The organism is Pseudomonas sp. M5A4_2d (assembly GCF_053345295.1).
On the sequence record NZ_JBKEZW010000017.1, the window covers coordinates 1 to 11046 of the forward strand.

The window sequence follows — 11046 nt, forward strand, 5'->3', positions numbered from 1 at the left end:
GCCCGCTCCCACATTTTGACTGTATTTCAAGTCGAGCTCGGTGGGAGCTGTGTTTTAGATCAGGGCATGCAGCGCCACAACGGCCTGAACGCGATCAACCTGTGGGAGCGGGCTTGCTCGCGAAAGCGAAGTGTCAGGCGATGCATCAGGTGACTGACACACCGTCTTCGCGAGCAAGCCCGCTCCCACATTTTGACTGTATTTCAAGTCGAGCTCGGTGGGAGCTGTGTTTTAGATCAGGGCATGCAGCGCCACAACGGCCTAAACGCGATCAACCTGGGGGAGCGGGCTTGCTCGCGAAAGCGGAGTGTCAGGTAATGCATCTGGTGACTGACACCGTCTTCGCGAGCAAGCCCGCCCCCACATTTTGACTGTATTTCAAGTCGAGCCAGGTGGGAGCTGTGTTTCAGATCAGGCCATGTAGGGCACGGCAATCAGCAGGATGGCGGTGCCATGGGCGATCGTCGCCGGCAACACGCCATAACGCATGCGCACCAGCGCGCACGCCAGGCCTTCGATCAGGGTAAACAGCAACACCGGCCAGCCCAATTGGGTGACGCTTAAGGCCAGGAAAGCATGACAGGCTGCAAAGGCCACGCCGCTGATCAACGCCGCCCGCAACGGTGTGACCTGCTGCTCCAGATAGCCCTGTAAAAAGCCGCGAAACAGCACCTCCTCCAACGCATTGGCGCCATACGCCAATACCACCATGCCCGGCAGCCACACCCAGTAGCCGTGGATCGCGGACGCCTCGATGCCTTGGTAAACCCGCAACGGCACGCCGATCAAGCAGCCCACGGCCAGCGCGACAGCCAGGCCAACCGTCGGGTTGCCGATGGACCAGCGCACCCACTGCCACAGCTCCGGTGCTATCCGTGCAAGCAGCACTATCAACAGCAGCGAAAAACCACCCAGCGCCGCCAACACAAAGGCATTGCCGCTGAATGCAATCTGCACATCGCCGCTCAACGACCAGATGCCCAACGGCGTCATCGCATCACGCAGCAACACAAATGCCATCAGCAAGATAAGGATGCGTACCGCGGCCAACGCTTTGGGCGTAAGCGCGAACCACAAGCCAAACAGCAGCACGCCGGGTGCCAGGTAGCGTGCGTAGTTGACCAGCACCACCATGCCTGAGGTAATCATCAACGGTTATTCCCGCAGGTTAAGCGTGAGCAATGGCCAGCATTTCGATTTCAACCGCCGCTGATTTTGGCAACTGCATCACACCAACCGATGTCCGTGTATGCGCCCCGGCGGCACCGAGGATTTCATGCAGTAGGTCGGAGGCCGCATTGGCCACTTCGCTCTGCTGGTCGAAATCTTCAGCGCTACGCACGTACACCGCAATGCGCGGGATTGCCTTGACCTGATCCAGCGAACCCAAGGCCTGCTTGAGCAACCCCAGGCAACGCAATGCGCTGATACTCGCAGCGATTTGCGCCTGGGCCAGGGTCAGGCTTTCACCGACTTTGCCCGGCAGCACGATGGTGTCGCCGACACGGGGAATCTGGCCACTGATGTACAGGTGGTTACCGTCGCGCACCAGCGGCGTGTAGTTGCCGCCGATTTTGAATGCTTCCAATAGATAGCCGATGCGCTCTTGCGCGGCCTGGTATTTCTGATCCGGTGTCATACGCGTGAATCCTCCTGGCGACGTTGCCATTCATCCACCACATCGCCCAGCGTCTTGGGGATGTCGTTGCGAATCCAGGCCATCAACGGCCGGTCGAACTTGAACGCCGAGCCGCAGTGTTCAAGCATGAATCGGCGAACTTTCTGGGTATTTTTATAGTGTGGCGTCACCGGGGTGGCGCGGGTCATGACGCCGCTGTGCCAGTCAAAATCCATTTTGCACCTCGGGCGAGTTGTTGTTTCGGCAGTAGCATAGCGATGTGCTACTGGTGCAGGAAGTGGCAAGCGCAAGCCTTGGCGCTTATTTGATGTGTTGGGACGTCGTATAAGATAGTCTTATTTCCATGAAGCCTTTAGGCCTTAACTTTTTAAGACTTTTAAAAATTTCACTTTCCTTCCCAGACGAAAATATTGCATGGTTGTACGACGACTAAAGTGGTCGTTGCGCCCCCCACAACAATAAGGAAACACCCATGCCAAACGTCAAAGTGCTGATCGGTTTTCTGTGCCTGTTTTCCGGTTATGTCGCAGCGGCGCCTGCCGCCGCTGAAAAGGATGTGGCTCAAGCGGTCGACCAACTGACCCAAGCCATGCTGCACCTGGACCTCAAGCAGCTCCACGCGCTGACGTCCGACAAACTCACCTACGGCCATTCCAGTGGCAAAGTGCAGGACAAGGCGCAATTCATCGCCGATCTGGAAACCCACACCAGCGCCTTCAAGACCCTCGAAATGCAGAACCAGACCATCACCCTGCAAGGCGACACCGCCCTGGTGCGCAACCACTTTCACGCGCTGGCCGTGAACAGCGGCGTCGACGTGCCGACCGACATCGACAACTTTCAGGTCTGGCAGAAGCAAAAAGGCAAGTGGCTGCTGATCGGGCGTCAGGCGTACAAATACTGATGACGGCGTTGAGCCGCCCAAGCTCGGCTCACCACTGCACCACCCTGCGCACGCGCACCAGCGCCGTGCGCAGCGCCGTCATGTCCACCGAGCCCAGTGCCAGGCGCAGCGCATGCGGCACACACGCCGAGACGGCAAACGGCTCGGCGGTGGACACCGAAATGCCCTCGCGTTGCAGGGTCATGGCGACCTGATCGGCCCGCGCCTCTTCTTGCAGCGGCAACCACAAAAAATACGACGAGGGGTGGCTGATGTAATGCACCCCGGCCAACACCTGCGCGGCCAAGGCTTGTCGCGCCTGGGCATCCTGGCGCTTTTGCGCTTCCAGGCGTGCGACGGTGCCGTCCTCGATCCAGGCGACGGCAATTGCGCTCATCACCCCGGGCACGTTCCAGGTGGTGGCCATGATGGTGCGTTCAATCGCCTTTACCCATGCCACAGGCGCCGCAACAAAACCGACGCGCAAGCCGGTGGCGACACTCTTGGACAGCCCGCCGACGTACACCGTGCGTTCAGGCGCCAGGGCCGCCAGTGGCGGCGGTGCGTCCTCGGCCAGGTACGCGTAGGCCGCATCCTCGATCACCATCAGGTGGTGCTGGCGGGCGATGGCCACCAGTTGTGTTCGTTGCTCCAGGCTCATCACCCAGCCCAACGGGTTATGCAGGGTCGGCATGCTGTACACGGCGCGCACCGGCCGCTGGCGACACAGGCGTTGCAAAGCCGCCAGGTCCGGGCCGTGGGCAGTGACCGCGATTGCGACGATTTCCAAGTGCAAGGTTTCCGCCAGCACCTTGAACCCCGAATACGTCAACGCGTCGACGGCGATCACATCCCCTGGCTTGAGCAACGCCATCATCGCCACCGCCAAACCGTGCTGGGCCCCGCTGACCACCAGCACCTGCTCGGCCTCCACCGCCAGCCCTCGGCTCAACAGGTGGCGAGCCATGGCCGCGCGCTCATGCAAACGGCCGGGATGGGGCTGGTAACGCAGCAACGCTTCCAGGTCGCCCGATAACGCCAGTTGGCGCAAAGCCGTGCGCAACAGCTCCGCCTGCCCCGGCAGCGACGGGTAGTTGAAGTTAAGGTCGAGCATCCCCGTCGCGACGGTCATCTGCCCACTGCCCTGCCCAGGCGGCAACGCGATCTCGCGCACAAACGTGCCACGGCCGGTTTCACCGCTGACCAGGCCCATGGCCTCAAGTTCGGCGTACACCCGGCTCGCGGTCACCAGTGCCAGGCGGTGGTCGGCGGCCAGTTGCCGGTGGGTGGGCAGGCGCGTGCCGGGCGGCAAAACCCCGCTGCGGATGTCCTCGGCAAAGGTGTCGACCAGCGACTTGTAGCGGGCGCGCGGCATAGACGGTGTATCCATTACAATTTTTTGATTGTGCTGATATTCGACCCTAGGATGCCCGTCACGCAACCCCTCCTTTCGAGCACAGCCCATGGAACGTACCTCAGCGCTCAACCCCCTCGACAGCAGCACCCAAGGGTGGATCAACGGTTTTATCGGCGTCGTGATTTTCAGCGGTTCATTGCCGGCCACACGCTTGGCGGTGATGGAATTCGACCCGGTGTTCCTGACCATGATCCGCGCCACCCTCGCCGCCGTGCTGGGGTTATGCCTGCTGCGGCTGTTCCAGGCGAAGCGCCCCGCGCGCAATCAATGGCTGCCCCTGGTGATCGTGGCCCTCGGCGTCGTGATCGGCTTTCCCTTGCTCACCGCCCTGGCCTTGCAGTACGTCACTTCCGCACATTCCATTGTGTTTATCGGCTTACTGCCCCTCGCCACCGCAGTGTTTGGCGTGCTGCGCGGCGGCGAGCGTCCGCGCCCGGTGTTCTGGTTATTTTCGAGCCTGGGCAGCCTGCTGGTGATGGGCTACGCCGTGGCCCAAGGCTTGAGCGCCGCCCCCGCCGGTGACGTGCTGATGCTGTTGGCGGTGTTGGCCTGTGGCCTGGGTTATGCCGAAGGCGCCAAGCTGTCGCGCAGCCTGGGTGGCTGGCAGGTGATCTGCTGGGCGTTGGTGGTGTCGCTGCCGGTGGTGGCGCCCTTGAGCCTGATCCTGGCGCCTTCGACCCTGGCCGGCATCAGCCTGCCGGCCTGGCTGAGCCTGGGTTATGTGGCACTGTTCAGCATGCTGATCGGCTTTGTGTTCTGGTATCGCGGCCTGGCCCAAGGCGGCATTGCCGCCGTCGGCCAGTTGCAGTTGCTGCAACCGTTCTTCGGGCTGGCATTGGCGGCGGGCCTGCTGCATGAGCCGGTCAGCCTGGGCATGGTGCTGGTGACGGTCGCAGTGATCGGCTGCGTGGCCGGCGCGAAACGGTTCGCCCGTTAACGGCCCTAGCGTTGTGGCGCGACCATCTTGAATTTGATGTTGATGCCGTTGGACACCACGCTATTACCAGCCCACTCGCCCTCACCAATTTTGAAGTCGTCACGGTTGAGGATGAACTCACCGTCGAACACGCCGATACCGCTTTGCTCCTTGAGCACGACCTCAATATTGACCGGCCGTGTAATGCCCTTGATCGTCAGGTTGCCGGTGATCCTGTAGCGGTTGTCCCCCAGCGCGCGGGCACCGTTGGATTCATACACGCCCACCGGATAGGTTGCGGTGTCAAACCACGCCGGTTGCTGCAACTGGGTGTTGGCGTCCTGGCTGCCGGCATCGATACTGGCGAGCTGGATCTTCAGCAATGCGTGCGCCGCCTCGGGCTTTTGCGTATCGAAGGTCAGGCTGCCCTCGAAGTCGCTGAAGGTGCCGTACACCCGCTGCCCGAATTGCTGGAAGGTAAAGCTGATCTGGCTGGCCGTGCGGTTGACGTCTTTGTACTCCACGGCCTGGGCATTGGAAAACCAACCCACAACCAGAGCCAGCATTACGACCGGGTGCGTTCGACGCTTCATGGAAAACTCCGCAGGAGAAAAGAACACGCGTGCTGAGCTTACACGCCACGCCGTGGATGTATTCCCATCAGGCGTTTGTCCTGTTAAACAGAGTAGTCGCCCCAGAACAATAAGGACTTTGCATGCACACCCCTTCTCTGCAGGACACCACCGCGCCGGAAGGCATCTGCTACGGCTGCGGCGGCAGCAACCCGCACGGCCTGCACATCAAAAGCCGTTGGGACATCGATGGCGTCCATGTGATTGCCGAGCATCAGCCGGACGCCAAATACAGCGGCTGGCCCGACCTGGTCTACGGCGGCCTGATCGCCATGCTGGTGGACTGCCATTCCAACTGGACCGCCATGGCCTACCACTACCGCGCCGAGCAACGCGCGCCCGGCAGCCTGCCGCGCATCGACTGCGTGACCGGCAACCTGGGGATCAAATTTATCAAGCCGACGCCGATGGGCGTAACGCTGAGCCTGCGCGCACGGGTCGAGGGTGACGTGGGGCGCAAAAGCCGCGTGGTCTGTGAGGTGTACGCCGGTGACGTGCTCACGGCCATCGGCGACTCGGTCTTTGTGCGCGTCGATACCGGCCAATTGGCTGCCGCCGCCCATGGCCGCGAAGGCTGATCCTGGTCTACATTGAATGCCACTGCTAATCGAGGACTGCTCCGATGACTCGTCTCACCGCGAAAGACTTTGCCCCCGAACTGCTGGAACTCTATGACGGCTACGCCCACGGCAAGCTCAACCGCCGCGAATTTCTCGACCGCGCCGCGTTGTTCACCTTCGGTGGCCTCACCGCCTCCGCGCTGCTGGCGGCCCTGAGCCCCAACTACGCGCTGGCCGAACAAGTCAAATTCACCGACCCGGACATCATCGCCGACTACATCACCTACCCCTCGCCCAAAGGCAACGGCACCGTGCGCGGCTACCTCGTGCGCCCGGCCAAAGCCAGCGGCAAACTGCCCGCCGTGGTGGTCGTCCACGAAAACCGAGGCTTGAACCCCTACATCGAAGACGTCGCCCGCCGCCTGGCCAAAGCCGGCTTCATCGCCCTGGCACCCGACGGCCTCACCTCAGTGGGCGGCTACCCCGGCAACGATGAAAAAGGCGTAGAGCTGCAACAGAAAGTCGACCCCGAAAAACTCATGAACGACTTCTTCGCCGCCATCGAATGGCTGATGCACCACGACAGCAGCACCGGCAAAGTCGGGATCACCGGCTTCTGTTATGGCGGCGGCGTGACCAATGCGGCGGCGGTGGCCTATCCGGAACTGGGTGCGGCGGTGTCGTTCTATGGGCGCCAACCTGAGGCCAAGGACGTGCCACGCATAAAAGCACCGATCATGCTGCATTACGGCGAGCTGGATACGCGGATCAACGAGGGTTGGCCGGCGTATGAGAAAGCGTTGAAGGCCGCAGGCACGACCTATGAGGCGTATATCTACAAAGGCGCCAATCATGGCTTTCATAATGATTCGACGCCACGGTATGACGAGGCGGCGGCGAATCTGGCGTGGGATAGAACCCTCGGCTGGTTCCACAAATACCTGGCCTGATCACAATCTGAAAGGTGGGAGCTGGCTTGCCTGCGATGGCGGTCTTCCAGTGACAAATGTGCTGGCCGGCCTGGCGTTATCGCAGGCAAGCCAGCTCCCACATTTGATCGGTGCTGCCCGCTCGCCATGCATGGTCAAAGGCCAGCAATCCATATCGCTTTAATTTGCAGGAAGTTTCCTAGACAATCCTTTGGCCTTGCGCCTGCTCACGCCACTGGCTAGCCTTCGCTCTGTCGCTGCCTATCAGCGAACAGGAGTGGAAACCTGAGAACAAGTAGGCCCCCTTATCAGGAGCTTATGTATGAGCAAAAGCCATTCGGATTCAACTCGCTTCACCCCCGACCGCAAGATCTTTGATCGCGCCCTGAGTCACTATCTGCAACCCGCTTCACCGCAATCGTTTACCGTGCATCAAGACCTAAGCTTCGAAGACGCCCTCGCCCAAATCTGCAACCTGCTGCGCTGTGCTGCGGCCACCGCTGCCGACACCACCCAAGGCCTGAGCGGCGATCAACGCCACATGGCGGGTGCAACCGAGCACCTGATCGACATGGCCCGCACACTTGCCGACCGCGCACTGGATTGCCTGCAGCCCAGGGCATAAGCCAGCGCCCCTGACACGGCACAAAACAAAGGTGGGAGCTGGCTTGCCTGCGATGGCATCACTTGGGTCTGGCAGAAAAACCGAGGTGTTTGCATCGCAGGCAAACCAGCTCCCACATTGGACACTCACTGTTGTCGGAATCAATGCTCCAACGCATACCGCCGACAATGGTTCAGATAGCCCTGCTCATGGCTGACCACCAGTTGAACTAAAAATAGAAAAACCGGAAAAGAAAAATAGGGATCAGAATACAATTAAATAAACTAAAACCTTCCAGAGCAACTAAATCGCGGCCTAACCGGGCTTTCTTTTTCCGCTTGTCAAATTTCTTGTCAAACCTATATAGACGCATAGTAATTTTTAACGCTAGCAAGCAGATCTTTCATTTTATTTTTTTCAACATACGCTTCTTTTACATCAAAATTCACTATTCGCTCCCAATGACACCCACCCTTTCCATCTTGCTTTAACTTACTGTGTCTTGCACCGACAACCCTAACCAAGTTATTGTCTGAAACAGCAAAACAAATGTAACCAGAGTCATTAATATTTTCCGTTGATGCCTGAAACCTATAATTTTGCTCAAACTCTTCCGCCTCTTCCCCCCCTATTAACTCTGGGGAAACCATTCCAAGCATGTGAACGAAAGCAGACCTAGCATCTTTCTCAAAAATATCTTTATCTTCCTGAAAAAAACATAAGGGATTCGCGCTATCAAGCAGAGAGCAGATATCTACCCAGAGTGTTGAAGAATTTATTTCTTCCGGAAAAAAATAACCATCAACACAAAAATGAAATACTCCATTTTTGGATAAGCTATCACCCCACTCAGGTAAGTACTGTACCAAAATCGCAAAATTATGCGGATCTCCAAATATCATTTTCTCATCTCCTCTTATAACCCATAAAAATAAAGGTCAGACCACGTTTGAAAAATAAGGGAAAAATAAGGGTCAGACCCTGAGGGATCCCCGATTCTTCTTACCAAAAATCAAGAAGTTGGAATATTGAAGAGGCCTGCATGAGTCGGCAACTTGGTTTGCACCACACAAAAACAAGAACCCGAACCCATGCAGGCCATCCGATTTTTACACAGAGCGCTCGCTCAAGCACTGCCTTCAATCCATTCTCGCCGCCTGACAACGCTGATGAGTTGTGTCAGTTCGTTACTGCAAGGCCGTCGCCTGACGCTGACAGCGCTGGGACGTTTTATGCCAGGTCAGGCGTATCCAAAATGAAAAATAAGGGTCAGACCACGTTTAGTGCTCCGCCAGTAGAATAGTGGTCTGACCGCATTTTTTGCATCATCAAGCGCAGAGCTTGGAGTAAATTTGTGGGGATCCCTCAGGGTCTAACCCCGACTTCCTGACAGGCAGGCGTCAGAAAAACATCTGCTTATCCTTTTGCACTCCAACTACTCACTACGTCCCTCACACACTGCTTTGAGCCCAAGCATTGTAGTTGGAGTAGGCCCCAAATGAGATACGGTGCTAACGAGCATATTGGCGTCTTTGTCTCCTTCTAAATGGTAATCCGCACCACCACAGGCCTTTTTAGCCTCTTGATTAATATTTTCCAATAGCCCCGCCCTTGAATTGAAAATACTACCACTGCTGGTAATCATATACTCACCCGGTGCAATTTTACTGGCATCCGTCCACGTGCAACCTGTCAAATGCAAAGCAACGAGGCCGACCAATATTAATTTTTTCAATTTCACAACCTCACGTAGATTACTTATTTGAAGGCCATTTTTTCTTCGCATCATTTACGCAAGTGAACATCACACTTACCACCCAGACACCTTTATATTAATTACTTTAAAAAAGTTCTGAGAAAATCAAACAACTCTACCGCCCTTTTCCAGCTCTCTTTGTCACACTTCAAAAGTACGAGGCAAAAAAGGGGAGAGATTTATTTCTCAAAAACGCCGCAAGGAACCCACCCTTGGCCGTCACGGCGGGGACGAACGCCGAAAGCACCTCGGCGCTGAACTTGACGATGAAAAAGATCAGCACCGCGATGCCAGATTCGATGATTCGGGCCAGCAAGCGACGGCCAATGCTGTCTAGAATGGTCGGCCGTTTAGCGGGGGCAATTGCGTCCATACAGTGTCACTCCGGCTTATGTAAACAGCAACAACGGCCGAGCTCAGCGCCCGGCCGCCTCAAGCGCTTTTTAACTCACTTGCTTTCTTTTGCCACGGTACCCAACGACGCGTCCTTGACCAGATAACGGCCTTCCACATCGCTCAGCACTTTGAGGCTGTTGCGCGCCACGGCGAAGCCCATTTCGACTTCCTGCTTGAGGTAAACCACCTCACCGGCCTTGACGTTGATCGGCATGTCAGCCCAGTTTTCAGCTTTAGAACTGATCACGTGCTTACCCGGCGTCACGAAGAAATAAATGTACTGGTTACCACGGTTGTAACCCATCTCCGAGTCGGCTTCCTTGTCATCCAGGAACACGTTGAACCGCACCATCATCCCCACGTTGCTTGGGCGTACGACATACACCAGGCCTTTATCGGCGACCGCGGCCTTGGGCAACGAGTAGTTCGCCACGTCAGCCTGCATCTTCTCCACCGACGGCGTCGAGGAGCAGCCAAACAGCGTGGCCAGGGACAATACAACAGCAGCTTTGCAGAACAGCTTGATCATGTACTTCTTCCTTGTGGTGTGACGGTAGAGCGGGTTGAGAGCGCCGGCGATTGGCCGGCGCGGGTTCTTTGATGCGTTTAATCATCGCCAGGGTGTCGGCCATGGGGATGAAGACGTGAAGCGTTGTGCGTGGGTCAGCACTTTGATGCCTTGCGGGGGGTTGGGCGCGGGGCTTTTATTCCGGCCCGTCGCCCATATGGCGATCAGGTTTGGCGACCTGACAAGAGAGTACAAAAGCAACCCGCTTCTTTATTTAATTTTCCGAGGTCCTTTGTTGCTTAAATAAATCCGTCCCCATTTCGCCTTTTATTTATTAAACCATGTTCTTCGGGATTGAAATTCTCCGGCCATATAGTTTGATCATCGTACGAAGCCCCCTCCAGATTACACTGATCCAGCCCGACAACAGTGACGTCCGCACCTGAAAACTCAACGTCTCGAAAGTCCCCCCCAACTACGGTGGCACCTCTTAAGCTTGCCAAGCTAAAGTCAACCTTAGAGAAATCAGAATACATAAGTAAAGATCCAGAAAGATCAACCCCTCTCATTTTGGATCCGATCAATATCGCATTAACCAATGAAACATTTATCATTCTCGCATCATTCAATACAGAAAAATAAAATACAGAATTCCTCAAATCACAACCTGTAAAGTCGGCCTTACTAAAATCTAAGCCCTCAAATATCGCACGATGAAAACTAATACCTTTAAGATGCGCACCAACAAAGGTTTCAATAGAAAGCTCTAGGCAGTCACCTCCCTCAAACTTTACTGTAATCATCTG

Annotated in this window: 15 protein-coding genes and 1 pseudogene; 6 read left to right on the forward strand and 10 right to left on the reverse strand. The window is 56.7% G+C overall.

The window, feature by feature from the left end; genetic code table 11:
• Window positions 1–411 precede the first annotated feature (411 nt).
• From ACLBW8_RS27205 to ACLBW8_RS27215, 3 genes are read right to left on the reverse strand one after another with little or no spacing between them, the layout of a single operon-like run.
• Complete coding sequence (locus tag ACLBW8_RS27205) at window positions 412–1149, reverse strand: CPBP family intramembrane glutamic endopeptidase (protein ID WP_447806773.1); 738 nt, start codon at window positions 1147–1149, stop codon at window positions 412–414.
• Window positions 1150–1168: 19 nt separating this feature from the next.
• Window positions 1169–1639, reverse strand: coding sequence for a RidA family protein (locus tag ACLBW8_RS27210; protein ID WP_128592254.1), 471 nt, complete (start codon window positions 1637–1639; stop codon window positions 1169–1171).
• Window positions 1636–1854, reverse strand: coding sequence for a DUF6434 domain-containing protein (locus ACLBW8_RS27215; protein ID WP_064452652.1), 219 nt, complete (start codon window positions 1852–1854; stop codon window positions 1636–1638). Before ACLBW8_RS27215 ends, ACLBW8_RS27210 begins: the two co-directional genes overlap by 4 nt.
• A gap of 257 nt (window positions 1855–2111) precedes the next feature.
• Between ACLBW8_RS27215 and ACLBW8_RS27220 the strand changes: the two genes are divergently transcribed.
• Complete coding sequence (locus tag ACLBW8_RS27220) at window positions 2112–2543, forward strand: nuclear transport factor 2 family protein (protein WP_064452653.1); 432 nt, start codon at window positions 2112–2114, stop codon at window positions 2541–2543.
• A gap of 28 nt (window positions 2544–2571) precedes the next feature.
• On the opposite strand, the gene ACLBW8_RS27225 is transcribed toward ACLBW8_RS27220, so the two are convergent.
• A complete protein-coding gene (locus tag ACLBW8_RS27225; RefSeq protein WP_447806799.1) occupies window positions 2572–3897 on the reverse strand; it encodes an aminotransferase-like domain-containing protein in 1326 nt (441 codons plus the stop codon).
• An 88-nt stretch (window positions 3898–3985) separates the two neighbouring features.
• Here ACLBW8_RS27225 and ACLBW8_RS27230 point away from each other — a divergent pair, with 88 nt between their 5' ends.
• Window positions 3986–4876 (forward strand): DMT family transporter, encoded by an 891-nt coding sequence (locus ACLBW8_RS27230; RefSeq protein WP_262664910.1) that lies wholly within the window; start codon window positions 3986–3988, stop codon window positions 4874–4876.
• A 5-nt stretch (window positions 4877–4881) separates the two neighbouring features.
• On the opposite strand, the gene ACLBW8_RS27235 is transcribed toward ACLBW8_RS27230, so the two are convergent.
• Window positions 4882–5448, reverse strand: a complete 567-nt coding sequence (locus tag ACLBW8_RS27235; protein ID WP_128592259.1) for a YceI family protein — start codon at window positions 5446–5448, stop codon at window positions 4882–4884.
• Between the two features lie 122 nt (window positions 5449–5570).
• Between ACLBW8_RS27235 and ACLBW8_RS27240 the strand changes: the two genes are divergently transcribed.
• The 3 genes from ACLBW8_RS27240 to ACLBW8_RS27250 all read left to right on the forward strand — a co-directional run bounded on the left by ACLBW8_RS27240 (window position 5571) and on the right by ACLBW8_RS27250 (window position 7601).
• Window positions 5571–6065 carry a PaaI family thioesterase gene (locus ACLBW8_RS27240; protein WP_432751848.1) on the forward strand — a complete coding sequence of 165 codons (495 nt, stop codon included), beginning with the start codon at window positions 5571–5573 and terminating at the stop codon, window positions 6063–6065.
• A gap of 44 nt (window positions 6066–6109) precedes the next feature.
• Window positions 6110–6997, forward strand: coding sequence for a YghX family hydrolase (gene yghX, locus ACLBW8_RS27245; RefSeq protein WP_447806774.1), 888 nt, complete (start codon window positions 6110–6112; stop codon window positions 6995–6997).
• Window positions 6998–7298: 301 nt separating this feature from the next.
• Window positions 7299–7601, forward strand: coding sequence for a DUF6124 family protein (locus ACLBW8_RS27250; protein ID WP_128592265.1), 303 nt, complete (start codon window positions 7299–7301; stop codon window positions 7599–7601).
• A gap of 338 nt (window positions 7602–7939) precedes the next feature.
• Here ACLBW8_RS27250 and ACLBW8_RS27255 read toward each other — a convergent pair whose 3' ends face one another.
• Window positions 7940–8482 (reverse strand): immunity 42 family protein, encoded by a 543-nt coding sequence (locus tag ACLBW8_RS27255; RefSeq protein WP_447806775.1) that lies wholly within the window; start codon window positions 8480–8482, stop codon window positions 7940–7942.
• Window positions 8483–8671: 189 nt separating this feature from the next.
• On the opposite strand from ACLBW8_RS27255, the pseudogene ACLBW8_RS27260 reads away from it, so the two are divergent.
• A pseudogene (locus ACLBW8_RS27260) lies at window positions 8672–8836 on the forward strand (IS4 family transposase); the annotation flags it as partial.
• Window positions 8837–9015: 179 nt separating this feature from the next.
• On the opposite strand, the gene ACLBW8_RS27265 reads toward ACLBW8_RS27260, so the two are convergent.
• From ACLBW8_RS27265 to ACLBW8_RS27280, 4 genes are all read right to left on the reverse strand, one after another.
• A complete protein-coding gene (locus ACLBW8_RS27265) occupies window positions 9016–9315 on the reverse strand; it encodes a hypothetical protein (RefSeq protein ID WP_082895992.1) in 300 nt (99 codons plus the stop codon).
• A gap of 169 nt (window positions 9316–9484) precedes the next feature.
• Entirely contained in the window at window positions 9485–9709 is a 225-nt protein-coding gene (locus tag ACLBW8_RS27270) for a hypothetical protein (protein ID WP_447806776.1), read from the reverse strand.
• Window positions 9710–9784: 75 nt separating this feature from the next.
• Window positions 9785–10177: a DUF2846 domain-containing protein gene (locus ACLBW8_RS27275; RefSeq protein ID WP_447806800.1), complete on the reverse strand. Its 393-nt coding sequence runs from the start codon at window positions 10175–10177 to the stop codon at window positions 9785–9787.
• 362 nt (window positions 10178–10539) lie between these two features.
• Window positions 10540–11043 (reverse strand): pentapeptide repeat-containing protein, encoded by a 504-nt coding sequence (locus ACLBW8_RS27280; protein ID WP_447806777.1) that lies wholly within the window; start codon window positions 11041–11043, stop codon window positions 10540–10542.
• Window positions 11044–11046 lie beyond the last annotated feature (3 nt).

Excerpts from the sequence above, each read along its gene's own strand:
- ACLBW8_RS27275 (WP_447806800.1), bottom strand. The coding sequence starts at position 10,177 with ATGCAGGCTGACGTGGCGAACTACTCGTTGCCCAAGGCCGCGGTCGCC.
- ACLBW8_RS27235 (WP_128592259.1), bottom strand. The coding sequence starts at position 5,448 with ATGAAGCGTCGAACGCACCCGGTCGTAATGCTGGCTCTGGTTGTGGGT.
- ACLBW8_RS27230 (WP_262664910.1), top strand. The coding sequence starts at position 3,986 with ATGGAACGTACCTCAGCGCTCAACCCCCTCGACAGCAGCACCCAAGGG.
- ACLBW8_RS27215 (WP_064452652.1), bottom strand. The coding sequence starts at position 1,854 with ATGGATTTTGACTGGCACAGCGGCGTCATGACCCGCGCCACCCCGGTG.
- ACLBW8_RS27280 (WP_447806777.1), bottom strand. The coding sequence starts at position 11,043 with ATGATTACAGTAAAGTTTGAGGGAGGTGACTGCCTAGAGCTTTCTATT.
- ACLBW8_RS27240 (WP_432751848.1), top strand. The coding sequence starts at position 5,571 with ATGCACACCCCTTCTCTGCAGGACACCACCGCGCCGGAAGGCATCTGC.
- ACLBW8_RS27255 (WP_447806775.1), bottom strand. The coding sequence starts at position 8,482 with ATGATATTTGGAGATCCGCATAATTTTGCGATTTTGGTACAGTACTTA.
- ACLBW8_RS27205 (WP_447806773.1), bottom strand. The coding sequence starts at position 1,149 with ATGATTACCTCAGGCATGGTGGTGCTGGTCAACTACGCACGCTACCTG.
- yghX (WP_447806774.1), top strand. The coding sequence starts at position 6,110 with ATGACTCGTCTCACCGCGAAAGACTTTGCCCCCGAACTGCTGGAACTC.
- ACLBW8_RS27225 (WP_447806799.1), bottom strand. The coding sequence starts at position 3,897 with ATGCCGCGCGCCCGCTACAAGTCGCTGGTCGACACCTTTGCCGAGGAC.
- ACLBW8_RS27270 (WP_447806776.1), bottom strand. The coding sequence starts at position 9,709 with ATGGACGCAATTGCCCCCGCTAAACGGCCGACCATTCTAGACAGCATT.
- ACLBW8_RS27250 (WP_128592265.1), top strand. The coding sequence starts at position 7,299 with ATGAGCAAAAGCCATTCGGATTCAACTCGCTTCACCCCCGACCGCAAG.
- ACLBW8_RS27210 (WP_128592254.1), bottom strand. The coding sequence starts at position 1,639 with ATGACACCGGATCAGAAATACCAGGCCGCGCAAGAGCGCATCGGCTAT.
- ACLBW8_RS27220 (WP_064452653.1), top strand. The coding sequence starts at position 2,112 with ATGCCAAACGTCAAAGTGCTGATCGGTTTTCTGTGCCTGTTTTCCGGT.